The following is a 23017-nucleotide window of genomic DNA, read 5'->3' on the forward strand; positions in this document are numbered from 1 at the left end:
TGCGTTCCTGCGTGCGTCCGTGCCGGGGCAAGTGCCCGCGTTCGTGTTTCCCAGTGCTTGCGTTCGTGCTTGCGCTAGTGCTTGCGCTCGTAGTCATCGCGCACGTAGCGCGCGATGAACGTCGACAGTCCCCTGCCCGCCTCGGCCAGCGCCTTCATCGTTTCCACGCGAGCACGGCCGGTGGCACGCCAGGTGTAGTCGTACACGTCGCCGCCCGTGAATTTCACGGCGATCGCCTCCGGCAGGATGTCGTAGGCAACGACACCGGAATGGCCTTCGAGATTGCGATAGCGTTTCATGGCGCCAGTCTACTGCGCGGGCCGGTGCCGGCGCGCACGGCTGCGCGCCGGCACCGGCTGCCTACTTCACCATTTCCGGCCCGATCGTCGACAGCAGCTGCACCAGCTTCGCGGTGTCCATCGGCTTGACGAAATACTGGTCGAAGCCGGCGGCGATCGATTTTTCCTGGTCTTCCCTGCGGCCATAGCCGGTCACCGCCACCAGCTGCGCGCCGGCCGTCTGGGGCAGCAGGCGCAACTGCCGGGCCAGCTGGTTGCCGTCGATGTCGGGCAGGCCGATGTCGAGGAAGCACAGCTGGGGCGCGTGGCGGCGCGCCAGTTCCAGCGCCTCGCCGGCGCGGTGCGCCACGTGCACCGCATGGCCTGCGGCCTCGAGGAACAGCGCCAGCGTCTGCGCCGCATCGACATTGTCGTCGACGACCAGGCAGCGCAGGCTGCCGGGCCGGGCCGCCCTGGCGCCAGCGGCCTGCGCGCCGCCCCGCTCCGCCTGCGCCGGCGGCTCCACGTACGGCAGCTCCACGGTGAAGGTGCTGCCCTGGCCCAGGCCGGCGCTGGCGGCGCGCACCGTGCCGCCATGCAGCGTGACCAGCGTGCGCGCCAGCGCCAGCCCGAGCCCCAGCCCGCCCTGCGAGCGGTCGGATGTGCGCTCTGCCTGCGTGAACAGCTCGAACACCCGCGCCACCAGTTCCGGCGCCATGCCGATGCCGTCGTCGGCCACCGCCAGGCGAACGTGCGCGCCGTCGCGCTCCAGCCTGACGCGGATGTGGCCATATTCCTGGGTGTACTTGGCCGCGTTGTTGAGCAGGTTGACGATCACCTGCACCATGCGCTTGTGGTCGGCATCGATGCCCATCGGCGCGTGCGGAATGTCCAGCTCCAGCTGCTGCCGCTTCGACTTGAACAGCGGATAGGCCTGTTCGACCGCGTCCTCGACCACGGTGCGCAGGTCCAGCGGCACACGGTTCAGCTTGACCAGACCGCGGGTGACGCGCGAGACGTCCAGCAGGTCGTCGATCAGCCGCGTCATGTGCTCGACCTGGCGCGCGATGATGTCGGCGGTGCGCGCCACCGCGGGATTGTCCGCGTGCGCCATCCTCAGCACCTGGGCGCCGGAACTGATCGGCGCCAGCGGATTGCGCAGTTCGTGCGCCAGCATCGCCAGGAATTCGTCCTTGCGCCGGTCGGCCGCCTGCAGCGAAGCGGCCGCCGCGTCGCGTTCCAGTTCCTTTTTCTGCAGCGCCTGCGCCATCTCGTCCAGCGAGCGCGCCAGCGCGCCGATCTCCTCGTCCTCGTAGCGCAGGCCGGTGCGTGTGTCAAGCGAGCCGGTGGCGATGCGGTTGGCGGTGCGCGCCAGCGTCTGCACGCGCCGCACGATCAGCACGTCGCCGCCGAACCACGCCGCCAGCAGCGCCAGCGTGAACGTCGCCACCAGGCCCACGACGGCGATCATCTGGTCGCGCGTGGCGGCCGCCACGATCTCCTCGTACGGAATGCCGATGACCACCGTGTAGTCGGAAATGTCCGGCTTGCCGACGCGTGCGAACGCGTAGAGCCGCTCGACGCCGTCGGCATCGGTCAGCAGCATCGGCACCCCCGGCCGCGCCGCCAGCGCCTGGCGCAGGTGCGGCGGGATCGGCTTGCCGAACCAGGCGGCCGGCTCGGGCCGGCGCGAGATAGTCGTGCCTTCGCCGTCGACCGTCCACATCATCGAGCCGGGCGACAGGCGCACGTCGAGCACGAACTTGTCCAGCTCGGCCAGGTCCATGGCGGCGAACAGCACGGCCTTCACGGCGCCCTGCTTGATCACCGGGAACGTCAGGTTCACCGTATGCTTTCCGACCACGCGGCCGAAAATGTAGTTGCCGGCAATGAAGCGGCGCTCCGCGACCGCGCGGCGGAAATGCGGCCGGTCGCCCAGGTTGACGCGGCCCACCGACGCTACCGCGCTGCACGTGACGTCGCCGTTCAGCTGGATCAGCCCGAAGTTGACGTAATCGGTGTTCTTCGCCAGGATGTCCGACAGCAGCACGCTGCAATCGTCCTGGTTGTCCAGCAGGTCGGGAATGCTCGACAGGTCGCGCAGGATCTGCCGCGCGCCTTCCAGGGACTGCGCTTCGTTGGCGGCGGCCAGGTTGGCCAGCCGCTGCAGGTTCTCGCGCGCCACGTCGATCGCATGTTCGCGCTCGCGCACGCCGGTCAGCACCGTCATCGCCGCCATCGGCGTGATCGCCAGCGCGACCAGCAGGATCAGCCGCGCACGCAGGCTTTTCAGGCGGGGCATGCGGTAATCCTCAGCACGCGGCCCGGACGGCCGCGCTGGACGGAAAACGCGGCAGCGGCGCGCGCCGTGACAAACGATTCCGTTCGAGGAAGTTCATGTCTCGCTATCTTTCTTGTAGTGGAGGACGGCCGGATAGGCTGGTTATTTTACCAAGATGCAATTTCCAGCGTATCACCCTTTCGTATCGTGCTCCAGGCAACGCCAAGCTGCGCGCAGGCGGGCCCGCCGCCTTGGCCCGCCGCCTCGGCCCGCCGCCTTGGCCCGCCGCCTCGGCCCGCCGCCTTGGCCAGCCGGCTTGACGAGCTACAAGGCGAGCGCGGGCCGCGCCAGCATCGGCGCGATGTCGTCCGGCGGCAGCGGCTTGCTGAAAAGGTAGCCCTGCATCTCGTCGCAGCCGTATTGGGCAAGGAAGGCGCGCTGTTGCTCGGTTTCGACGCCTTCGGCGATCACCCGCATCTGCAACTGGTGCGACAGCGAAATGATCGCGCGGGCGATCGCCTGGTCGTCGGTACTGTGCGCCAGGTCGCGCACGAACGACTTGTCGATCTTCAGGCGCGAGATCGGGAACGACTTCAATGCCGCCAGGCTCGAATAGCCGGTACCGAAATCGTCGATCGACAGCGCGATGCCCATCGCTTCGAGCTCGCGCATCTTGTCGACGGCCTGCTGCACGTCGCGCATGATCAGGCTTTCCGTCACTTCCAGCTCGAGCCATTGCGCATCGAGGCCGGCGTCGGCCAGCGCGGCGGCCACCCGCGCCACCAGCCGGCGGTCGTCGAACTGGCGCGGCGACACGTTGACCGACATGCTGACCGGCGCCAGCCCGGCATCCTGCCAGCGGCGCGCCTGCCGGCATGCCTCGCGCAGCACCCATTCGCCGACCGCGACGATCATGCCGCACTCCTCGGCCAGCGGAATGAACTGGTCGGGGCGCACCATGCCCCGCTCGGGATGCTGCCAGCGCACCAGCGCCTCGACGCCGAACACGCAGCCGGTCGCCAGATCCACCTTGGGCTGGTACACCACGCGCAACTGGCCGTCATCGACCGCGCGGCGCAGCCCTTCCATCAATGCGAGCTTTTCCTCCAGCGACGCATTCATCTCGTGCGCATAGAACTGGCAGTTGTTCTTGCCCAGGTCCTTGGCGCGGTACATCGCCGCGTCCGCGTTCATCATCAGCGTGTCGCGGTCGACGCCGTCGCGCGGGTAGACCGCGGCGCCGATCGAACAGCTGACCTGCACCTCCTGGCCGTCCAGCACCACCGGCCGCACCACCGCGGCCAGCACCTTGTCCAGCAGCGCGGCGCGGTCGGCATCGGCCGCATCGGCCTGGGGCAGCACCAGCACGAACTCGTCGCCGCCGAAGCGGCCCACGGTATCGCTCCTGCGCACGCAGTCGACCATGCGGCCGGCGACCGTCTTGAGCAATTCGTCGCCCGCCGTGTGGCCCAGCGTATCGTTGACGAGCTTGAAGCTGTCCAGGTCGACGAACGCCACCATGACTTCGTGACCTTCGCGCTCGGCGTGCAGGATCGACTGCTCGATGCGGTCGCCGATCAGGTTGCGGTTCGGCAGGCCCGTCAGCGCATCGTGCTGTGCCATGTGGAAGATGCGCGCGGCGTCGCGCTTGCTCTCGGTGATGTCGCGCAGGATCGCGACCACGCCGTCCTCCACGCCGACCACCTGCCAGTGCATCCATTCGGCGTGGAATTCGGGCATGTCGTTGTGCCACTCTTCCTGGTACACCCCGCCTTCGGTCGTGATGCGGCACAGCCTGCCGAACATGCCGATGGCGCGCGCCCGGGGCAGCCACTGCAGCAGTGTGTTGTTGCGCATCTGCTCCTTGGTACGCCCCGTCATCTGCTCGGCGCGGGTGTTGCACGAAACGATGCGGAAATCCACGATCCGCCGGGCCCTGCCCTTGTCCTTGCTCCACACGGCGCGCAGTACGAAGAACGCATCCAGGTTCGCTTCCGACGCGGCGGCGTAGGTCTCCTGGGCCAGGCGGATGCGGCGGCGCGCCTTGGCGCCCTGCCACGACCAGGCCCACACCAGCGCGATGAAGGCGACCAGCACGGTCGACGCCACGCCCGCCTCCCACAGGTGGGTACGGCGCTGCTGTTCGAACGGCGCCATCTGTTCCTGCTCGGCGAGGCCGGCCATCACTACCAGGCCGTAGGCGCCCAGCGTGCGCGCGGCGGTATAGCGCGGCACGCCGTCCAGTGTCGATGTCCAGGGCTGCGCCGGCGGCCGTTGCCATGGCGCCAGGTCGATCCGCTGGTCCCACGAGGTGCGTGCGCCGATCCGCACCGAGCGCATCACGCCGTCGCTGCCGGCGATGGCCAGCAGGCCCAGGTCGCCCTGGCGCGAACGCTCGTAGCCGATGGTGAAGTAGGAAGGGTCCACCGCCAGGATCACCGCGCCGGCGAATGCGCCGTCCGGCCCGTTCAGCCGCCGCGAGAACTGGATGTGCCAGTCCGCGCCGTCGCGCCGGGTCCTGGCCACGAAGGCCCTGCCGCTGTCGCGCTGGCGATGGAAGTCGAAGTAGCGTTCGCCCGCCACCGAGCGCGCGGGCGCGGCCGGGCTGCTGGCCACCACGCGCCCGGATGCATCGGCGATACGGACGGCGAACACCACGCCTGGCGGCAGCAGGCCTTCCTGCGCCAGTTCGGGCAGCGCCGCGGACGGCCCCTTGCGCTCGGCCGCGTACTTGACCAGTTTCAGCGTCTGGTCGATGCCGTTCAGGTTGCGTGCCACCTGCGCCTCGTAGGTGTCGAGCAGCTCGCGCACGGAGTCGCGCGCCGCTTCCTGCGCGGCCACGCGCTCGTTGCCGATGAAGTGGAACGTGGCGGCCCAGATCACGCCCAGCAGCAGCAGCGTAAACAGCGGCAGCGAGACATAGGTCTCCAGGCCGAGCCGCAACCAGCGGTTGCCGCGCGATTCGGAACGCCGGGCGGAACGGGTCCCGCTGGCCATCAGCGCACCACCAGTACCGCGCGCACGCTCGGGTCGAGCGCCGAGCGCTCGATGTAGCCGATGGTGCCGGGGTTCTCCGCCACCAGCCTGCGCACGGCGGCATTGCCGGCCACCTCGCGCGGCGGCTGGCCGCGGCCCGTGAAGATCATCTTGGTCCAGTAAGCCTTCATCAGCGCCGGCGAGCGGTTCGCCACCTTGTCGTAGAATTCGTCGCGCAGCGCCGAGCCGATATTCTGGTCGACCGCGGTGGCCTCGCTGCCGTCCGGGAAGCGGCTGGCTTCGGCCAGGAAAATGTCGGCCACCTGGTCGGCGCTCAACGCCGGCACCGGCGCGCGTGCCGACACAATGACCACCAGGTCGGCGGCGCGCGCGCCGCCGAAGGCCAGGCTGGCTGCCAGCAGGAGCGCGGCTTTGAAACGGGGCATTGTCATCTCGCCCTCCGATCAGAACACGAAGTCCACGCCGGCGCTGAACACGCCGAACGCATGACCGGAGCGGAAACCGGGCTGCACATTGGTCAGCGTGCCGGTCGAGCCACCACGCGGACGCACCCGGTCGAGCTGCACCTTGAACGCGTAGTTCGGTGCGAAGTCCCAGCGCATGCCGACGCTGGCGGCATCCTGCACGCCGATACTGCGCAGGCGCGCGTTCAGTTCGGCGTTCAGCAATGTTGCCATGCCGGCGGCCTCGGGCGGCAGGTGCGCGGTGGGCAGGCCCGCGGTCCGCGTCGCCATGTTGACACCGACGCGCGACAGCGTCGCGTACGGTGCCACGGTGCCGAAGCGATAACCACCGCTGAGGTAGCTCGCAGTCTGGTCGCCCAGCATCGAGCGCGTGTTCATGCGACCCACTTCGCCCATCAGGAACCAGTTGCCGGGGTCGTAGCTGAAACCGGCGCTGAAGATGTTTACCTTGCGGGATGCAATGTCATAGCGGTCCGCCAGCGCCTCGCCGCGTGGGCCGAAGCTGCGGAACGCAGCAAAGAACGGTTCCGCCCCGGTGATCTCCAACGTGGTATCGGCAGCCGTCGCGCGCAGCGTCAGCGCACCGCTGGTGGCATTGTGCGTGATGGCGAACGAGTCACGCGACTTGCCGTTGGCGTCGTGCGGCATGCGTACCGATGCCGTGCCGTACGTAACCTGGGTCATGTGCCTGGCACCCCAGGCGTTCCAGCGGTAACTGGCATCGAGGCCGTCGCTGTGCGCGATCGGCAGCAAACTGTACAGCTCGACCGGGGAGCGCAGCCAGGGCAGCGCGTAGGTAGCCTTGCGGTAGTCGGCGGCCAGGAACAGCGGCAAGGCAATGCGGCCGGCGCGCACTGACAGGTCCGGCGTGACCTGGAACTTGACGTTGGCCCATTCGAGCCTGGGCGCGAAGGAACCGTCGATGTTCTTTTCCTGGACCACCTGGATGACCGCCGACCAGCGCTTGTCGAACTGCACGCCGAGCTGCGCACCGATCCGGCTGTCCACGTCGAACGCCCACGTCTTGCTGTAACCGGCCTGGCCCGGGGACACCGGGTTGGCCGCGTAGTCGGCCTGGTGCTCCGTGGAATGCACAGCCGCCAGCGTGCCGAATCCGCCGAACGTCCATTTGGCCTGCGCATGCGCCCCCGCGTGCACGCAAGCGAGGAGCGCGGCCAGCGTGGCGGCGCGGGGAACGATGTGGCGTCGGTGGTGAAGCATCGATGTCCTGTGTTGTCGAACCATGGGTACATGCGCGCGTGGCGGCGCAAGCCGGATCAGCAGCGTTAAAGAATGAGCGTTGGCAAGCAGCGAAAGGGCTTGCGTCGGGTGGCTGTCCGGCAGCAACGCCGGAATGGATGACGGTACGGGGATGGGGGACCGCGCGGTTTCCACACTGTAGTACAGGCCCGGGTGACTGTCGATTAATTTCCGTATGGAACTATCGGAAAACGATAATGCAACACAGGAATACAACAGTAGAATACGTATTTCACAAAGAAAGGAATGCGATTGGATACCTCATGCGGCACCCTGATCGTCGACGCGGCAGGCCGGCTGCTGCTGTGCCACGTGACCGGAACGCGGCACTGGGACATCCCGAAAGGCCTGCAGGATGCCGGCGAGACGCCGCTGCAGGCGGCGCGGCGCGAGCTGTTCGAGGAGGCCGGGCTGGCCTTCGATGCCGGCCGGTTTGTCGACCTGGGGGTGTTCGATTACCGCCGCGACAAGCGGCTGCACCTGTTCCACGTGGCCGCCGGCGAGGAACTGTGCACGCTCGACCACCTGGCCTGCACCAGCTTCTTCCCGCACCATGTGACGGGCGCGCCGACGCCGGAAGCGGACGGCTTCCGCTGGGCCACGCGCGACGAGGTGCGCACGCTGTGCTGGCCCAGGATGGCCCAGCGCCTGCTGTCGCTGGACTGGTAGCGCGCGTTCAGGAAGTGCCCTTGCCGCCCGGCTGCGCCGGCGGCAGCGGCGCGTTCGACGGACCGTGCAGCACCTGCCCGGCGATGTCGAAGCGCGAGCCGTGGCAGGGGCAATCCCACGACTTCTCGGCCGAATTCCAGTGCACCGCGCAGCCCATGTGCGGGCAGGCCGCGGACAGGAAGGTGAGCCTGCCGTCCTCGGCGCGGTGCACGGCCATCAGCTTCAGGCCCTCGCGGATCAGCGCCCCCTCGCCCGGCGGTATGCGGTCCGGCGAAACCACTTCGCCGCCCTGCAGCCAGTCGGTGTACTGGGCCATCACGTTGGCCTGTTCCTTGGTGAACTCGCCGAGACCGTGCAGCGGCATGCGGCCCGGGTCGTACAGCGCCACCCAGGGGTTGGCGCGGCCGGCGACCAGGTCGGTGACGAGCATCGCGCCGGCGGTGCAATGGGTCATGCCGTTGCCGGAGTCGCCGGTGATGACGAACACGTTGCCGCGGTCGGCCGGATTGCGACCCAGGTAGGCCACGCCGTCGGCCGGTTCCATCACCTCGCCGGACCAGCGGTACATCGCCTCCCCCGCCTGCGGAAACCGGGCCCGCGTCCACGCCTCGATCTCGTTCCAGCGGTGCTGGGGCGCGCTTTCCTGGCCTGTCTTGTGGTCCTGCCCGCCCACCACGAGGATATCGAACGGCCGCGCCACGCGCGCGTCGTCGAGGCGCACGTAATAATACGGATCGCCCGTGTCCCACAGCAGGAACGGCTCGAGCGCCCCGCGCGGCATCTTCATGCCCACCACGTAGCTGTGGTACGGCGCCACCTTGGTGTGCAGCACGAAGCGGTTGTTGAACGGCGTATTGGTCGCCACCACCACCGCGGCCGCCCGCACGGTGCCCTTTTCCGTGACGACGTTCGAACCGTCGACGTCGCGCGCCCGCGTGTCGCCATGGATGCGTCCGCCGAGCCGCTCGATCGCACGCACCAGCCCGGCCATGTACTTGACCGGATGGAACTGCGCCTGGTTGTGGAAGCACAGCGCCGGCCCGCTGTCCCAGGCCAGGCCGGGCACGCGCGGCAGCCGCGTGGTGGCGATGCCCAGGCGTTGCGTGCATTCATGTTCTTGCGCGATCACGTTTGCGCCATGCGCGCCGGCCGGCACCAGGTAGCCGTCCAGCCGGCGGAAATCGCAGGCGATGCGCTCGTCGTGCACGATCGATTCGACCAGGCTGGTCGCCCGCTCGTAGCTGTCGTGCAGCAGGTGGGCGCGGCCGTCGCCGAAGCGCTTCGCGATATTGAAGTAGCGTTCGTCGGGCGGGAAGAAATGCGCCGTGGTGCGGCCGGTTTCGCCGGCACCGGGCTGCAGCGCGTCGACCAGCACCACCGACCTGCCCTCCTTGAGCAGCAGGTAGGCCGAGGTGAGGCCGGCGATGCCGCCGCCGACCACGCACACGTCGGCCGCCGTATCGCCGGCCAGCGGCGGGAAGGACGGCACCTGGGCGGTATCAGTCCACAGCGACACCGTGGCGGCATTCGACAGCATGGTGCCCGCCGTCAGTCGCGGTCGCGGCGCGACAGCAGATAGCAGGCGACACCGGCCACCGCCGCGCCGATGGCCACTTTCTGCACCAGGCCCTTCTTGTTGTGCTGCCACTCGGCCTTGATGCCCATCTCGCCGAGGATGTTCGGCACGTGGCCGCGGCCAAGGTCCTCGACCAGGCCTTCGACCACGTCGATGCGGTCGGCCAGCATCAGCAGCAGCCAGTGCCGGATGTCGTTCTCGGTTTCCCTGAACGCCGCGCGCCGCACCATGCCCGATACGCCGCGTGGCGGATTCGGGCTGCCGAACAGCGGCGTCATGTGCGGCCGTTCCGGCGACACCAGCACTTCCACGTCCTGGCGTTGCGGTGCCGGCTGCGTCAGCGGCGCATCGATGCGGGGCGGCGTGCGCTCCATCGGCACGCCGGGACGGTTCTTGCGGTCGAGGTCGGCGCCCCAGCCCTGGATCGCCGAGCGGTCCACCGGCGGGCGGCCATGCTGGAAGACCGCGAGGTCGCCGGCATGCTTGTGCTCATGTCCGTGCTCATGTTCATGTCCGTGCTCATGGGCCATCTCGTTCTCCTCAATGATTCGCGGTGGACGCGACGGCGCGCACCTGGTTCGCCGACGGCGGGATCAATACCGTCTTGATGCAGTCGTCCAGCTTCGACGAGAAGATGTGATACGCATCCGACACCTCCTCCAGCGGCACGCGGTGCGTGATGATCTGCTTCGGGTCGATGCGGCCTGCCTGGATATGCTCGATCAGCCGCGGCAGGTGGCGCTTCACGCTGGCCTGGTTCATCCGCATCGTCAGGCCCTTGTTCAGCGCGTTGCCGATCGGGATCGCGTTGAAGGTGGGGCCGTACACGCCGACGATCGACACATTGCCGCCCTTGCGTACCGAGTTGATGCACCAGTGCAGCGCGGTGGCCGAGCCGGCCTGCATCATCGTATACACGCCGGTGATGGTCTGCGCCGCGCTGCCGGCGGCCTCGCAGCCGACCGCATCGATGCAGACATCCGCGCCGAGCCAGTCCGTCATCTTCTTGATGTGCAGCGCCATGTCGTCCACTTCGCGGAAATTGACCACTTCGCACTGCGCATAGCGGCGCACGAAGTCGAGCCGGTAGTCGACGTGGTCGACGACGATCACGCGCCCGGCGCCGAACAGCCACGCGGACTTGGCGGCGAAGATGCCGACCGGGCCGGCGCCGAACACGACCACCGTGTCTCCTTCCGAGATGTCGCCCATCTCGGCAGCCTGGTAGCCGGTGGGCAGCGCGTCCGTCAGCAGCACGGCGTCGTCCTCGTCCATGTCGGCCGGGATTACAGTGGGGCCGACGTCGGCCATCGGCACGCGCACGTACTCGGCCTGGCCGCCGTCATAGCCGCCCGCCGTGTGCGAGTAGCCGTAGATGCCGCCCACGGCGGTGGCCTGCGGGTTGGTGTTGTGGCAATTGCCATACAGCTCCTTCTGGCAGAAGAAGCACGAGCCGCAAAACACGTTGAACGGTACCAGCACGTGGTCGCCGACCTTCAGCCTGGTGACCTGCGAACCCACTTCCTCGACAATGCCGACGAATTCATGGCCGAAGGTCGTGCCCACGCGCGTATCGGGCACCAGGCCGTGATAGAGGTGCAGGTCGGAACCGCAGATGCAGGAACGGGTGACGCGGACGATGGCGTCGCCGGGATGTTCGATGACGGGATCGGGCTTGTGGTCGGCACGGACGCGGAACGGCCCGCGGTAGTTCATTGCCAGCATGGTGACTCCTGTAGTTGGGCGGCAGCGCCCCGCGACAGGGCGCCGGCATGTTTCAAGGGAATGACTTCCCCCGTCATCGCTGGCCGGGATGGTTCAGCAATGGCGGAGGATGTGCAACGGCTGAGGATGGGAAACGCCGGGAAGCCGCCCGCGGGCGGCTTCGGCCTGCCCGGTCAGCGGGTTGGCAGTGGCGGCGTGGTGGTGCCGGTGGTACCCGACCCGGTGGTGCCGGTGGTACCGGTGCCGGTCGCGCCCGCGCCCGAGCGCGTCGTGCCCGTGCCGGAGGTATCCGTCGTTCCGCTCATGCTGGAACCGCTGGTGCCGGTGGCGCTGCTGCCGGACGTGCCCGAAGTGGACGAGCCGCTGCTGTCCATCGACGACGAGCCGCTGGTGCCCGAAGTCGACGAGCCGCTGGTGCCCGAAGTCGACGAACCGCTCGTCGAGCTCGGCGTGCCGTCCATGCTGTTGGTCGAGCTTGGCGGCGTGCTGTTCATGCTGCCGGAGCCGGTGGTGCCGGTTGCGCTGGAACCGCTGGTCGAACCGGAGCCGGTCGCCGTGGAGCCGGTCGAGCCGGTTGAGCCGGTCGAGCCGCTGGTGCCGCTGGTACCCGACGTCGTGCGGTCCTGGCCGCTTGTGCCCTGCTGTTTGGATTTGCTGGACTTTTGTTTCTTGGTATCGCTCGACTGGTGCTGGTCGCTGCCCGACGTAGGCGAGCTGGTGGTTTGGGCCGCGACGCCAGCGCTGACGAACAGGGATGCAAGGATTACCGCGAGTTTGCTCTTCATGTCGTATCTCCTTTTGCTTGTGGGTGCAGTCGGTGAATTGGCATTCTGGCACCGCCCCCATGCATGGCGCGTAGGAGAACGCGCCGTGCGGCAGTCGGAACTGCCCCAAGCAAAATGAAAATATTTCCCCTGTTCAGCGGCCGAAACAGCGGTCTCCGGTTTCCGTCACCGCCGGAACCACCAGATCAATAGCGACACCACGACCGACACCACGATGCACGTCACAATCGGAAAATGGAAGCTGAATCCTTCGCGCACGACATGCACGTCGCCGGGCAGCCGGCCCAGCGGCAATCGGCTCAGCCACGGCCAGGCCAGGCCGGCCAGCAACAAAATGGCACCGAGAATGATCAGCAGCTGTCGCATCGTGGTTCGGGCTCCCTGGTGCCGGTTTCAGTGTCGGCATCGGTTCGCCATGAGGGGTAATGGCAGCCAGTGTAGCGCGGTGACGGCCGGCGCGGCGCGCCGTCGCACCGGCATGCACGGCAGGCGGCTCAGAACGCGCCGACGTAGTTCTCCGCCAGCGCCTGCGCCAGTGCGCGCGACCCCACCACGTTCTCCAGTTCCGCCCGCTGCATCTCCCGCTCGAACGGCGTGGCCTCGGCAAAGGTGTGCAGCATGCGCGTCATCCACCACGAGAAATACTCGGCGCGCCAGATGCGCTTCAGTGCCCGTTCGCCGTAGCCGTCCAGCAGCTCGCTGCTGCCCTTTTTGTAGAACGCATCCAGCCCCTCGGCCAGGAACCTCACGTCCGAGATGGCGAGATTCATGCCCTTCGCGCCGGTGGGCGGCACGATGTGCGCCGCGTCGCCGGCCAGGAACAGCCGCTTGTGCCGCATCGTCGTGCAGACGAAGCTGCGCATGCCGATGATGCCCTTCTGGAAGATGCGGCCTTCGTTGACCTTCCAGCCGTCGCTGGTTTCCACGCGGGCGTGCAGCTCGGCCCAGATGCGGTCGTCGGACCAGTTGTCGACGTGGTCGGCCGGGTCGCACTGGAAGTACAGCCGCTGCACTTCCGGCGTGCGCGTCGAGATCAGCGCGAAGCCCCGTTCGTGCTGCGCATAGATCAGTTCTTCCGACGACGGCGCCGACTCGACGAGGATGCCGAACCAGCCGAACGGGTAGGTGCGCTGGAATTCGGTACGCGAGGCTTCCGGCAACGTCTTGCGCGACACGCCATGGAAGCCGTCGCAGCCGATGACGAAGTCCGCATCGATGCGGCCCTGCTCGCCACGGTGCGTGAACGCGACCGACGGTGCATCGGTGTCGATGCCGTCGATGCGCACGTCCGACACTTCGAACAGGACCTGCCCCTGCGCCGCCAGCCGGGCCGCGACGAGGTCCTTGATCACTTCGTGCTGGGGGTAGACGGTGATCGCCTTGCCCGTCAGCTCAGTGAGATCGATGCGGTGGCGGCGGCCGCCGAACGCCAGCTCGATGCCATGGTGCAGCGCGCCGAGCTGGCGCATCCGTTCGCCCACGCCGGCATCGTTCAGGACGTCCATCGTGCCCTGCTCGAGCACGCCGGCGCGGATGGTGGATTCGATGTCTTCCCGGCTGCGGCTCTCGAGCACGACCGATTCGATGCCCTGCAGGTGCAGGAGGTGGGATAGCAGCAGGCCCGCTGGGCCGGCGCCGATGATGGCTGCCTGGGTACGCATATTCAGTCTCCGTCTGGTATTAATTTATTGGATAGACGGATCGTAATGCTGCGGTCACAATAAAAAAATGGATGAAGCGTGAAAATACTTGTACTATTTTGCAGATTCCTCGCCTTGCACAACTTGCTGCGCCATGAACATCCTGCCCAACGAGATTCCCCAGTTCGCGCTGTATGGCGAGAATACGCCGATCGACAATGCCGAGTTCGTGCATATCGAGCTGATCGAGACGCGCAGCCGCCTGCACGACTGGCACATCGGCCCGCACACGCACCGCGGGCTGTTCCAGGTATTGTTCCTGATGGCCGGCCACGTCAGCGCGCAGGTGGAAAACATGCTGTGGGAATGCGATGGCCCGACCGTCATCACGATCCATCCCAGCGTCGTGCACGCCTTTGATTTTTCCGAGGAAGCGCAGGGCTACGTGCTGACGATGGACCAGAACGTGGTGCTGTCGGTCGACCTGTTCGCACCGCTGTTCCTGCGCCCCCAGGCGCTGCGGCTGCATGAAAACCCGGTGCTGCAGGAACGGCTGGCCGCGCTGCTGCACCAGCTGATGCAGGAAGCGGCCGGCCCGCGCTACGGCCAGGCGCTGATGGTCGAGTGGCTGGCGCGCAGCGTCCTGCTGCTGCTGGTGCGGCTGGAAACGGAGCGGCGCATGGCCGACCAGTCAGGCCATGTCGAATTCGAACTGTTCAGCCGCTACCGCGCGCTCGTCGAGGAACATTTCCGCGAACAGTGGCTGGTGGGCCGCTACGCGGAAGAGCTGCGCGTGACGCCGGTGCGGCTGAACCGGCTGTGCGTGAAGCTGGCCGGCAAGTCCGCCTTTGAAATGGCCCAGGACCGCCTGATGCTGGAAGCCTGCCGCAAGCTCACCTACGTGCCGACCTCGATCGCCACGATCGGCTATGAGCTGGGCTTCCAGGACCCGGCCTACTTCAGCCGGCTGTTCCGCAAGCGCATCGGGGTGACGCCGAAGGAATACCGCGAGCAGACCCGGCGCAGCCCCAGCACCGAGCCCCTCACAGACAAAACCGGGGACGTACCCCTGTTTCCAGGAAACTCCTGAAAACTGGGGACGTACCCTGGTTTTCAAGAAATCTCCGCACTCACCAGCATTGCCCCCGTGCGCGTGCCACGGATCGTGCAATGAATTGCCGCCAAACAGGGGTCCGTCCCCAGTTTTCAGAGCAGCGCCGACAGCTCGGCCTGGATCTTCACCATCGCCGGCAGGCAGCGTTCCACCATCGCCTCGAGCGGCATGCGGCCCTCGTGCACGCTGACGTTCAGCGCCGCCACGATCTCGCCGCGGAAATTGCGCAGCGGTACGGCGATAGCCCGCAAGCCCAGTTCCAGCTCCTGGTCGACCAGCGCATAGCCCTGCTCGCGCGCCCGGGCGATCTCCAGCGCCAGCCGTTCGCGGTGCACGATCGTGTGCGCGGTGATGCGCTCCGGCTCCACGCTGGCCAGGTAGCGCTCCACCGCATCGGCCGGCAGGTGCGCCAGCAGCACGCGCCCGTTGGCGGTGCAGTAGGCCGGCACCCGGGTACCGGGCTGCAGCGTCGTCGATACCAGGCGCCCGGCGCTGACGGCGGCCACGCAGACCAGCTCCCGGTCGTCCAGCACGCCGCACGACGCCGCCTCGCCCAGCGAGTAGGCGAGCCGGTACAGCAGCGGCTGGGCAATGCGCGGCAGGCGCGCCGAATGCAGGTACGACTGCCCGAGCCGCAGCACCGCCGGCGTCAGCGAGAACTGCTTGTTCTCGTGCCGCATATAGCCCAGGTGTGTCAGCGTGATCAGGTAGCGCCGCGCCGCCGCCCGCGTCAGACCGGTGCGCTCGGCGACCTCGGCGATCGTCAGGCGCGCGCGCTCCTGGTCGAATGCCTCGATGACCTGCAAGCCTTTTTCCAGTCCGGCGACGAGGTCGCGCGGGTGAGGTTCCACCTGCTCTACCTGTTCCATGCAAAATCCCCCTGTTTGTGCGAGTATCGCACAAAGTGTGCGCATTGCGGATGCAACTCGACATCAGCCCGTTGAGGAGAACTGGGCGGGCGCCTACCATGGCCTGCATCCGACAACACTGCGCACAGCGCACGAGGAGACTTTAGTGAAATTCGATTCCGTCCCATCCGGCGTGTATCCGGAACTCGTTTATCCCGAATACAAATCCACCGTGAAGCGCGGCCCGCTGCAGCCGCTGCTGCGCCTCGACGCGGCGCTGCCCGTCAGCGACAACATCGCCACCCCGTCGAGCCTGGTGCTGCCGGGCGAGATCGACCTGACCCGGCCCGAGGGCTGCGACGGCGAGGCGATCGGCGAACGCATTGTCGTCACCGGCCGCGTGACGGACGAGGACGGCAAGCCCGTGCGCAATTCGCTGATCGAAGTATGGCAATGCAACGCGGCGGGCCGCTACCGCCACAAGAAAGACCAGCACAACGCCCCGCTCGACCCGAACTTCAACGGCTGGGGCAAGATGCTGACGGACGACGAAGGCCGCTACCGCTTCGTGACGGTCCGCCCGGGCCCTTACCCGTGGGGCAACCACCACAAGGCGTTCCGTCCGGCGCACATCCACTTCTCGCTGTTCGGCAATGTGTATGCGCAGCGCCTGGTGACACAGATGTATTTCCCGAACGACCCGCTGTTCGACTACGATCCGATCTTCAACAGCGTGCCCGACGCGGCCGCGCGCCAGCGCCTGGTCTCGCGGTTCTCGATCGAGGAAACCATGCACGAACACCTGCTGGGCTATGAATTCGACATCGTCCTGCGCGGACGCGACGCCACCCCGATGGGCCTGTAAGGAGACCACCATGAGCAATATCACCACATCCCAGACCATCGGCCCGTTCTCGCATGAAGCGTGGCAATGGAGCGTCGATGCGACCGCCAACGTCGAGACGACGGCGCCCACCGTGACCGTGCGCGGCGTGATCTACGACGGCGACGGCGCGCCCATCAACGACGCCCAGCTGGAAGCCTGGAACCCGCACGCATCGCAGGCCGAGGCCCGGCAGGCCATTCCGGGCTTCCGGCGCGTGCCCAGCGGCGAAGCGGGCGAATTCCAGTTCCGCCTGTCCCGCCCCGCCGATGCACCGGCCGACGCACCCGCCACCTTCGTGACGATCTTCGCGCGCGGGCTGGTAAAACACCAGTTCACGGCCGTGTTCCTGGAAGATGCGCCGCCCTCGCCGCTGCTGGCGCAGGTGCCGGAAGAGCGCCGCGGCACGCTGCTGGCACGCCGCCAGCCGGACGGCAGCTACCGCTGGGACATCCGCATGCAGGGCGAAGGGGAGACCGTCTTCTTCGACTACGCGTGATAAACGGGAAAAACGGGAGAAGAAACGGATGAGCGTATCGATCTTCGACAGCTTCCTCACGACGACCGACATGATCGCGGTGTTCGACGATGCCGCGATCGTCCAGGGCATGTTCCGTTTCGAGCAGGCGCTGGCCGCCGCGCAGGCCGGGGAAGGCCTGATCCCGGCGGCGGCGGCGCGCGCCATCGCCGGCGTCTGTAACGCACAGCTGTATGACATCCCGGCGCTGATCGCCGCGAGCCGCCGCGCCGGCAGCCTGGCCATCCCGCTGGTCAAGGAACTCACCAGGACGGTGGCGCTGTACGACAAGGACAGCGCCGCCTTCGTCCACTGGGGCAGCACCAGCCAGGACGTGGTCGACACCGCGCTGGTGCTGGCGACGCGCGAGGCCCTGCACCTGATCGACGCCGGCCTGGCGCAGCTTGCTCAGACGCTGCTGGCGCTGGCCGAGGCGCACGTCGACACGCCGGTGCTGGCCCGCACGCTGATGCAGCCGGCGCAGGTGACCAGCTTCGGCTGGAAAGTGCTCGGCTGGACGGCGCCGCTGCTGCGCGCCCGCGAACGGCTGCGCGAAGCCGCCGGCCGCGCATTGCAGCTGCAGCTGGGCGGCGCGGTCGGCACGCTGGCCGTGATGGGCGACGATGCCGACGCCGTGGCGCAGCGCCTGGCGGACGAACTGGGCCTGAAGGTGGCCGACGCGCCATGGCATACCCAGCGCGACGAATGGGTGCGCCTCGGCCTCGAAGTGGCCGTGCTGACGGGCAGCCTGGGCAAGATCGCCACCGACCTGTCGCTGATGGCGCAAGGCGAGATCGGCGAACTGGCCGAACCGTCCGGCAATGGCCGCGGCGGCTCGTCGGCCATGCCGCACAAGCGCAACCCCGTGTCGGCGATGATCGCGCTGGCGGCTGCCGCGCGCACGCCGCAGCATGCCGCGTCGCTGCTGAACGCGATGGGCCAGCAGCACGAACGGGGCCTGGGCAACTGGCAGGCCGAACTGGCCGAATGGCCGCAGCTGTTCATCAGCGCGCACGGTGCGCTGCAGGCGCTGAACGACGCGTTCGGCGCACTGGCCGTCGATACGGGCCGCATGGGCCGCAACATCGATGCGCTGCAGGGCCTGATCTTTGCCGAAGCGCTGTCGATCCGGCTGGCCGAATTCATCGGCCGCCCGGCCGCCCACGAATTCGTCGAAGGGCTGACGCGCCGCGCGGTGGCGGAAGGCCGCCACCTTGCCGACCTGCTGCCCGAGGCGGTGCGCGCGCACGACACGCTGCGCGAGCAATGCGACGCAGCGGTCCTGGCCGGCCTGCAGGCACTGTTCGATCCCGTCGCCGCCGCCGGTGCCGCACGCCGGCTGGCCACGCGCCGCCTGCCCGTGCTCCGCGCGCAGGCCGCCTCATTGAACCCGGACCATTGAACCTGGACCACTGAACCTGGACGCCAACGCATGACCTACGATCCTTTCGACCACGATTTCGAACGCGGCCTGCAGAACCGCCGCACCATCCTCGGCGACGAATGGGTGGACCGTTCGCTGAACAATGCCAACGCCTTCAACGCCGACTTCCAGAACCTGATCACGCGCTTCGCGTGGAACGAGATCTGGGGCCGCCCGGGCCTCGAATACAAGACGCGCCGCGCCATCGTGCTGTCGATCACGATCGCGCTGGGCCGCTGGGAAGAGTTCGAACTGCATGTGCGCGCCGCGCTGCGCCCCGGCGCCGACGGCGGCATGACGCCGGATGAACTCAAGGAAGTGCTGATGCAGTCGGCCATCTATGCCGGCGTGCCCGCCGCGAACACCGCGTTCGCACACACGCAGGCGATCCTGCGCGAGATGAATCATGATCTCGCGCCCACGCAGCCGGGCACGGTGCCGCATCCAGGTGTCGGCCACGAGCGCCGTACCGCCAGCCGCCCCGCGCTGCACTACACGATACGCGAGCCGCGCAGCGGCCAGCCGCCGCGCCGCACCGTGGTGCTCAGCCACGCGCTCGGCATGGACCTGTCGATGTGGGACGGCCTGGCCACGCTGCTGGCCGAGGACAGCCGCGTGATCGCCTACGACCACCGCGGCCATGGCGGTTCCGAGGCGCCGGAAGGGATGTACGACATGGCGGCGCTGGCTGACGACGCCGCCCGCCTGCTGCTGGAACTGGGCACCGGCCCGGTCACGTGGATCGGCCTGTCGATGGGCGGCATGGTAGGCCAGGAACTGGCGCTGCGCCACCCGGCGCTGGTGCAGGCGCTGGTCATCGCCAACTCGTCGTCCGGCTATCCGGAGGCTGCCCGCGACGCCTGGAAGCAGCGCATCGCCACCGTGCGCGAACAGGGCATCGAAGCGATCGCCGACACCGTGATGGGCCGCTACTTCCACGACGCGTTCCGCGCCACGCACAGCGGCACCGTCGCCCGCTGGCGGCGCCGGCTGACCAGCACCGACCCGGTCGGCTACGCCGGCTGCTGCCATGCCGTCGGCAACGTCGACACGACCGCGCGGCTTTCCGCCATCGCCGCACCGACGCTGGTCATCGCCGGCGAACTCGACCAGGGTGCACCTGTGGCAATGTCGCAAACCATCGCCGACGCCATCCCCGGCGCCCGACTGGCGGTGCTGCCCGACGCCTCGCACATCGCCGCCATCGAGCAACCCGCCGCATTCGCCCGGACGGTACAGGAGTTCCTGGCCTAAAAACCGGGGACGGACCCCTGTTTGCAGGAAATTTCCTGGAAACAGGGGTCCGTCCCCAGTTTTGCGGTTAGACGCCCGGGTCGGCGAAGTTGGCGACCTGGTCGAATTCGACGTTGAACATGCCGCCGCCTGCCTGCTGGGCCTTGCGGATGTACACGGTCTGCACGATGTCCCGGCTGGCGGCGTCGATCCTGACGGGGCCGCGCACGCTGTTCCATGCCAGTCCCTTCATTGCCGCCAGCAGCTTCGCGCCGTCGGCGTCGCCGCCGGTCTTCGCCAGTGCCTGGTACAGCAGGTGCATGCCGTCGTATGCGCCGACCGAATGGAAGTTCGGCCGCATGCCCTTGTTGGCCGCCATGAAATCGCGCACGTAGGCCTGGTTCTCCGCCGACGGGTGCGCGGCCGAGTAATGGTGGCTGCTGACGACGCCGTTGGCGGCGCTGCCGATGCCGGTCATCAGGTCGTCGTCCAGCACATCGCCGGTGCAGATCAGGCGGATGCCGGCGGCGGCCAGGCCCCGCTCGTTGAACTGTTTCAGCACGGCCTGGCCCTCGCCAGACGGCACGAAGACGAACAGCGCATCCGGCTTGGCATCCTTTACCCGCGCGAGGAACGGCGCGTAGTCGGGATTGCGCAGCGGCACGCGCAGCGAATCGACCACCTTGCCGCCACCGGCCGTGAACCGCTTGACGAACACCTTTTCGGCATCGAGCCCCGGGCCGTAATCGGCCACGAAGGTCATCACGCGGCCGATCCTGTTTTTCGCCGCCCAGTCGGCCAGCGGCGCCGTCACCTGCGCCAGCGTGAAGCCGGTGCGCACGATGTACGGCGAACGCTGTGGAATGATCGACGTGGCGGCCGCCATCACGATCATCGGCACCTTCGCCTGCGTGGCGATCGGCGCCGCGGCCAGCGCCAGCGGCGTCAGCCCGAAGCCGGCCAGCACGCGCACCTTGTCGCGCGCCACCAGCTCCTGGGCGATGCGCTTGGTCGCATCCGGCGCGACGCCGCCGTCGTCCTTCAGCAAGATCTCGATCCTGCGGCCGGCCGCGCTGTTGCCATGCTTCTGCTGGTACAGCTTGACGGCCGCCTCGATCTGCCGGCCGGTCGAGGCGAACGGGCCGGACATCGGCACGATCAGCCCCACCTTCAGCGGCTCGGCGGCGAATGCAATGGACGGCAGCGATCCGGTCGCCGCGGCGGCGACCGCGCCGGCCAGCAGGGTACGGCGCTTCGGTTGGTAAGTCATGTCTCCTCCTTGTTGTTGTGAATCGCGGAACTACGGGACTACAGATCGAGCACCAGCAGCGCCGATTTCGCGCGCGAGCAGCACGGCGTAAACTGGTCGTTGGCCGCCTGTTCCTCTTCCGTCTGGTACAGGTCGCGGTGCTCGGGAATGCCGTCCAGCACGCGCGTCAGGCAGGTACCGCAGACGCCCTGCTCGCACGACACCGGCACGTCGACACCGTGTTCGGCCAGCACCTGCACCACCGTGCGGCCGGGCGGTATCGCATAGGTATTTCCGCTGCTGGCGATGCGCACGTCGAAGGCCCGTTCACCCGCCTCTTCCACCGCGGGCGCGGCGCCGAAGTACTCGCGGTGCAGGCGGTCGTCGCCCCAGCCGAGCGCGCGCGCCGTGCCCAGCACATGGTCGATGTAGCCGGCCGGGCCGCACACGTACAGGTGCGTCCCCGGCGGACAGTCCGACAGCGCGGCAGTCACGTCGAGGCGCGTGCCATCTTCGTCGATGTGCAGGCGCACGCGCGATGCGAACGGCGCCCCCTCCAGCCGCGCGCGGAAAGCGGCACGCGCCGCGCTGCGCGCGCTGTAGTGCAGCGTGAACGGCAGGCCGTGCGCGTGCAGGTGTTCGGCCATCGCCAGCAGCGGCGTGATGCCGATGCCGCCGGCGAACAGCACGCTGTGATGCGCGCCGTCGGCCAGGCCGAAGTGGTTGCGCGGCACGCTGACGTCCAGTTCCGCGCCCTCGGCGATCCGCTCGTGCATCGCACTGGAGCCGCCGCGCGACGCCGGCTCGCGCAGCACGCCGATCAGGTAGCGGTGCGACTCATGCGGGGCATTGCACAGCGAGTACTGGCGCACGATGCCGCCGCCGACGTGGACGTCGATGTGCGCACCCGCCGTAAACGGCGGCAGCGGCGCGCCGTCCGCCGATACCAGTTCGTAGCTGCACACACCGTCGGCCTCGCAGGCGCGCCGCGCGACCTTTACGCGCAGCGTGCTCATGCCGCCACCTGCGCCGATGCCGGTACCGGTGCCGTGGCGTCGCGCGCCAGCCAGCGGTCGATCACCTTGCGCGACTGCACGCCGCCGGCATCGATGTTGAGCATCAGCAGGCGCCGCTCCGGATGGCGCAGAATGTTGGCCTGCTGCTGTTCCAGCATCGCGCGGTCCTCGCTGAAGATCTTGCCCTGGCCGGTGCGGATCGTGTCGGTCAGCGCCTCGTCATCGGCCTTGAAGTTGCGCGCCATGCCCCAGAAGTACCAGTGCGTGGTCTCCGTTTCCGGCGTGATGAAGTCGACCACGATCGACGACGCCTTGAATTCGGCCGGCGCATCGTAGCCGCCCTTGCCCGCCAGCGCCACGCCGACCTCGATCAGCACGTGGCTCGGCGGCGTGAAGTGGCAGATCTGCCAGCGGTCGACGGGCACGTCGTCGGGCAGGCCGTTGCCGCGCAGCGCCGCCTGCCAGAACGGCGGCGGCATCACGTTTTCCATGAAGCGGCTGGTGATCACTTCGTCGCCGACCGTCCTGGTGGTGACGGGCACCTCGTCGATCTCCTTCTGGCCGATCGACGACGCATGCACGTAGGTCTCGTGCGTCAGGTCCATCAGGTTGTCGATCATCAGCCGGTACTCGCAACCGATGTGATACAGGCCGCCACCGTAGGCCCAGCCTTCGTCCACGGCCCAGTGCAGGTGCGGGATCGTGGCGGGATCGGCCAGTGCCGCATCGCCCGGCCAGACCCAGATGAAGCCGTAGCGCTCGACGGCCGGATAGCTGCGGATGCACGGAAAGCCGCGCACGCGCTGGCCGGGCATCGCCACCGGCTTGCCGTCGCAACCCATCTGCAGGCCGTGGTAGCCGCACACCAGGGTGCCGTCGCGCACGAAGCCCAGCGACAGCGGCGCGCCGCGGTGCGGGCAGAAATCCTCGACGGCGGCAACGCCCTGGGCCGCGCGGTAGAACACGATCTTCTCGCCGCAGACCTGGCGGCCCAGCGGCTTGTCGGCGATCTCGTCGGGCGTGGCGGCGACGTACCAGGCGTTTTTCGGGTAGATGGGG

General features: G+C 68.1%; 22 protein-coding genes. 7 read left to right on the forward strand and 15 right to left on the reverse strand.

What is annotated here, in order from left to right; translation table 11 throughout:
* Window positions 1-74 precede the first annotated feature (74 nt).
* The 5 genes from ACY34H_RS04510 to ACY34H_RS04530 all read right to left on the reverse strand — a co-directional run bounded on the left by ACY34H_RS04510 (window position 75) and on the right by ACY34H_RS04530 (window position 7241).
* Window positions 75-299, reverse strand: a complete 225-nt coding sequence (locus tag ACY34H_RS04510) for a hypothetical protein (protein ID WP_464976288.1) — start codon at window positions 297-299, stop codon at window positions 75-77.
* A gap of 61 nt (window positions 300-360) precedes the next feature.
* The gene (locus ACY34H_RS04515) at window positions 361-2580 is read right to left on the reverse strand and encodes a hybrid sensor histidine kinase/response regulator (RefSeq protein ID WP_464976289.1); all 2220 of its coding nucleotides are present in this window, start codon (window positions 2578-2580) and stop codon (window positions 361-363) included.
* A gap of 303 nt (window positions 2581-2883) precedes the next feature.
* A complete protein-coding gene (locus tag ACY34H_RS04520; RefSeq protein WP_464976290.1) occupies window positions 2884-5556 on the reverse strand; it encodes a bifunctional diguanylate cyclase/phosphodiesterase in 2673 nt (890 codons plus the stop codon).
* Window positions 5556-5981 carry a phosphate ABC transporter substrate-binding protein gene (locus ACY34H_RS04525; protein WP_464976291.1) on the reverse strand — a complete coding sequence of 142 codons (426 nt, stop codon included), beginning with the start codon at window positions 5979-5981 and terminating at the stop codon, window positions 5556-5558. The genes ACY34H_RS04520 and ACY34H_RS04525 overlap by 1 nt, the downstream gene beginning before the upstream one ends.
* An 18-nt stretch (window positions 5982-5999) precedes the next feature.
* The gene (locus ACY34H_RS04530; RefSeq protein ID WP_464976292.1) at window positions 6000-7241 is read right to left on the reverse strand and encodes a hypothetical protein; all 1242 of its coding nucleotides are present in this window, start codon (window positions 7239-7241) and stop codon (window positions 6000-6002) included.
* A gap of 291 nt (window positions 7242-7532) precedes the next feature.
* Between ACY34H_RS04530 and ACY34H_RS04535 the strand changes: the two genes are divergently transcribed.
* Window positions 7533-7949, forward strand: coding sequence for an NUDIX hydrolase (locus ACY34H_RS04535; protein WP_464976293.1), 417 nt, complete (start codon window positions 7533-7535; stop codon window positions 7947-7949).
* A gap of 7 nt (window positions 7950-7956) precedes the next feature.
* Here the strand turns inward: ACY34H_RS04535 and ACY34H_RS04540 are convergent, their stop codons facing one another.
* The 4 genes from ACY34H_RS04540 to ACY34H_RS04555 form a co-directional block, all read right to left on the reverse strand.
* Complete coding sequence (locus tag ACY34H_RS04540; RefSeq protein WP_464976294.1) at window positions 7957-9486, reverse strand: FAD-dependent oxidoreductase; 1530 nt, start codon at window positions 9484-9486, stop codon at window positions 7957-7959.
* A gap of 11 nt (window positions 9487-9497) precedes the next feature.
* Complete coding sequence (locus ACY34H_RS04545; RefSeq protein WP_464976295.1) at window positions 9498-10055, reverse strand: hypothetical protein; 558 nt, start codon at window positions 10053-10055, stop codon at window positions 9498-9500.
* Between the two features lie 10 nt (window positions 10056-10065).
* Window positions 10066-11250, reverse strand: coding sequence for a zinc-dependent alcohol dehydrogenase (locus ACY34H_RS04550; protein ID WP_464976296.1), 1185 nt, complete (start codon window positions 11248-11250; stop codon window positions 10066-10068).
* A gap of 173 nt (window positions 11251-11423) precedes the next feature.
* Window positions 11424-11555 (reverse strand): hypothetical protein, encoded by a 132-nt coding sequence (locus ACY34H_RS04555; protein WP_464976297.1) that lies wholly within the window; start codon window positions 11553-11555, stop codon window positions 11424-11426.
* Here ACY34H_RS04555 and ACY34H_RS04560 point away from each other — a divergent pair.
* Window positions 11554-12153, forward strand: a complete 600-nt coding sequence (locus tag ACY34H_RS04560; RefSeq protein WP_464976298.1) for a hypothetical protein — start codon at window positions 11554-11556, stop codon at window positions 12151-12153. The two genes, ACY34H_RS04555 and ACY34H_RS04560, sit on opposite strands and share 2 nt — an antisense overlap.
* Window positions 12154-12200: 47 nt before the next feature.
* On the opposite strand, the gene ACY34H_RS04565 is transcribed toward ACY34H_RS04560, so the two are convergent.
* Together ACY34H_RS04565 and ACY34H_RS04570 are read right to left on the reverse strand one after the other, a co-directional pair.
* Window positions 12201-12401 (reverse strand): DUF2905 domain-containing protein, encoded by a 201-nt coding sequence (locus ACY34H_RS04565; RefSeq protein ID WP_464976299.1) that lies wholly within the window; start codon window positions 12399-12401, stop codon window positions 12201-12203.
* Window positions 12402-12529: 128 nt separating this feature from the next.
* Window positions 12530-13696, reverse strand: a complete 1167-nt coding sequence (locus ACY34H_RS04570; RefSeq protein ID WP_464976300.1) for a 4-hydroxybenzoate 3-monooxygenase — start codon at window positions 13694-13696, stop codon at window positions 12530-12532.
* 133 nt (window positions 13697-13829) lie between these two features.
* Between ACY34H_RS04570 and ACY34H_RS04575 the strand changes: the two genes are divergently transcribed.
* Entirely contained in the window at window positions 13830-14765 is a 936-nt protein-coding gene (locus ACY34H_RS04575; RefSeq protein WP_464976301.1) for a helix-turn-helix domain-containing protein, read from the forward strand.
* A 116-nt stretch (window positions 14766-14881) separates the two neighbouring features.
* Here the strand turns inward: ACY34H_RS04575 and ACY34H_RS04580 are convergent, their stop codons facing one another.
* Window positions 14882-15658 carry an IclR family transcriptional regulator domain-containing protein gene (locus ACY34H_RS04580; protein ID WP_464976302.1) on the reverse strand — a complete coding sequence of 259 codons (777 nt, stop codon included), beginning with the start codon at window positions 15656-15658 and terminating at the stop codon, window positions 14882-14884.
* A 145-nt stretch (window positions 15659-15803) separates the two neighbouring features.
* Here ACY34H_RS04580 and pcaH point away from each other — a divergent pair, with 145 nt between their 5' ends.
* The 4 genes from pcaH to pcaCD are packed head-to-tail and all read left to right on the forward strand — an operon-like array spanning window position 15804 to window position 19714.
* Window positions 15804-16502 carry a protocatechuate 3,4-dioxygenase subunit beta gene (pcaH, locus tag ACY34H_RS04585; RefSeq protein WP_464976303.1) on the forward strand — a complete coding sequence of 233 codons (699 nt, stop codon included), beginning with the start codon at window positions 15804-15806 and terminating at the stop codon, window positions 16500-16502.
* A gap of 10 nt (window positions 16503-16512) precedes the next feature.
* Window positions 16513-17019, forward strand: a complete 507-nt coding sequence (locus ACY34H_RS04590) for a peptidase associated/transthyretin-like domain-containing protein (RefSeq protein WP_464976304.1) — start codon at window positions 16513-16515, stop codon at window positions 17017-17019.
* A gap of 28 nt (window positions 17020-17047) precedes the next feature.
* A complete protein-coding gene (gene pcaB / locus ACY34H_RS04595; RefSeq protein WP_464976305.1) occupies window positions 17048-18439 on the forward strand; it encodes a 3-carboxy-cis,cis-muconate cycloisomerase in 1392 nt (463 codons plus the stop codon).
* Window positions 18440-18469: 30 nt separating this feature from the next.
* The gene (gene pcaCD / locus ACY34H_RS04600) at window positions 18470-19714 is read left to right on the forward strand and encodes a bifunctional 4-carboxymuconolactone decarboxylase/3-oxoadipate enol-lactonase PcaCD (protein WP_464976306.1); all 1245 of its coding nucleotides are present in this window, start codon (window positions 18470-18472) and stop codon (window positions 19712-19714) included.
* A gap of 67 nt (window positions 19715-19781) precedes the next feature.
* Here the strand turns inward: pcaCD and ACY34H_RS04605 are convergent, their stop codons facing one another.
* Genes ACY34H_RS04605 through ACY34H_RS04615 form a run of 3 tightly spaced genes read right to left on the reverse strand, consistent with a single transcriptional unit; the run spans window position 19782 to window position 23013 of the window.
* Window positions 19782-20963 (reverse strand): ABC transporter substrate-binding protein, encoded by a 1182-nt coding sequence (locus ACY34H_RS04605; RefSeq protein WP_464976307.1) that lies wholly within the window; start codon window positions 20961-20963, stop codon window positions 19782-19784.
* A 38-nt stretch (window positions 20964-21001) separates the two neighbouring features.
* Entirely contained in the window at window positions 21002-21958 is a 957-nt protein-coding gene (locus ACY34H_RS04610; RefSeq protein ID WP_464976308.1) for a PDR/VanB family oxidoreductase, read from the reverse strand.
* A complete protein-coding gene (locus ACY34H_RS04615; protein ID WP_464976378.1) occupies window positions 21955-23013 on the reverse strand; it encodes a Rieske 2Fe-2S domain-containing protein in 1059 nt (352 codons plus the stop codon). The genes ACY34H_RS04610 and ACY34H_RS04615 overlap by 4 nt, the downstream gene beginning before the upstream one ends.
* Window positions 23014-23017 lie beyond the last annotated feature (4 nt).

The sequence above is a fragment of the Pseudoduganella sp. jia 9 genome (genome assembly GCF_055502615.1).

Excerpts from the sequence above, each read along its gene's own strand:
- ACY34H_RS04510 (WP_464976288.1), bottom strand. The coding sequence starts at position 299 with ATGAAACGCTATCGCAATCTCGAAGGCCATTCCGGTGTCGTTGCCTAC.
- ACY34H_RS04515 (WP_464976289.1), bottom strand. The coding sequence starts at position 2,580 with ATGCCCCGCCTGAAAAGCCTGCGTGCGCGGCTGATCCTGCTGGTCGCG.
- ACY34H_RS04520 (WP_464976290.1), bottom strand. The coding sequence starts at position 5,556 with ATGGCCAGCGGGACCCGTTCCGCCCGGCGTTCCGAATCGCGCGGCAAC.
- ACY34H_RS04525 (WP_464976291.1), bottom strand. The coding sequence starts at position 5,981 with ATGCCCCGTTTCAAAGCCGCGCTCCTGCTGGCAGCCAGCCTGGCCTTC.
- ACY34H_RS04530 (WP_464976292.1), bottom strand. The coding sequence starts at position 7,241 with ATGCTTCACCACCGACGCCACATCGTTCCCCGCGCCGCCACGCTGGCC.
- ACY34H_RS04540 (WP_464976294.1), bottom strand. The coding sequence starts at position 9,486 with ATGCTGTCGAATGCCGCCACGGTGTCGCTGTGGACTGATACCGCCCAG.
- ACY34H_RS04545 (WP_464976295.1), bottom strand. The coding sequence starts at position 10,055 with ATGGCCCATGAGCACGGACATGAACATGAGCACGGACATGAGCACAAG.
- ACY34H_RS04550 (WP_464976296.1), bottom strand. The coding sequence starts at position 11,250 with ATGCTGGCAATGAACTACCGCGGGCCGTTCCGCGTCCGTGCCGACCAC.
- ACY34H_RS04560 (WP_464976298.1), top strand. The coding sequence starts at position 11,554 with ATGCTGGAACCGCTGGTGCCGGTGGCGCTGCTGCCGGACGTGCCCGAA.
- ACY34H_RS04555 (WP_464976297.1), bottom strand. The coding sequence starts at position 11,555 with ATGAGCGGAACGACGGATACCTCCGGCACGGGCACGACGCGCTCGGGC.
- ACY34H_RS04565 (WP_464976299.1), bottom strand. The coding sequence starts at position 12,401 with ATGCGACAGCTGCTGATCATTCTCGGTGCCATTTTGTTGCTGGCCGGC.
- ACY34H_RS04570 (WP_464976300.1), bottom strand. The coding sequence starts at position 13,696 with ATGCGTACCCAGGCAGCCATCATCGGCGCCGGCCCAGCGGGCCTGCTG.
- ACY34H_RS04575 (WP_464976301.1), top strand. The coding sequence starts at position 13,830 with ATGAACATCCTGCCCAACGAGATTCCCCAGTTCGCGCTGTATGGCGAG.
- ACY34H_RS04580 (WP_464976302.1), bottom strand. The coding sequence starts at position 15,658 with ATGGAACAGGTAGAGCAGGTGGAACCTCACCCGCGCGACCTCGTCGCC.
- ACY34H_RS04590 (WP_464976304.1), top strand. The coding sequence starts at position 16,513 with ATGAGCAATATCACCACATCCCAGACCATCGGCCCGTTCTCGCATGAA.
- pcaB (WP_464976305.1), top strand. The coding sequence starts at position 17,048 with ATGAGCGTATCGATCTTCGACAGCTTCCTCACGACGACCGACATGATC.
- pcaCD (WP_464976306.1), top strand. The coding sequence starts at position 18,470 with ATGACCTACGATCCTTTCGACCACGATTTCGAACGCGGCCTGCAGAAC.
- ACY34H_RS04605 (WP_464976307.1), bottom strand. The coding sequence starts at position 20,963 with ATGACTTACCAACCGAAGCGCCGTACCCTGCTGGCCGGCGCGGTCGCC.
- ACY34H_RS04610 (WP_464976308.1), bottom strand. The coding sequence starts at position 21,958 with ATGAGCACGCTGCGCGTAAAGGTCGCGCGGCGCGCCTGCGAGGCCGAC.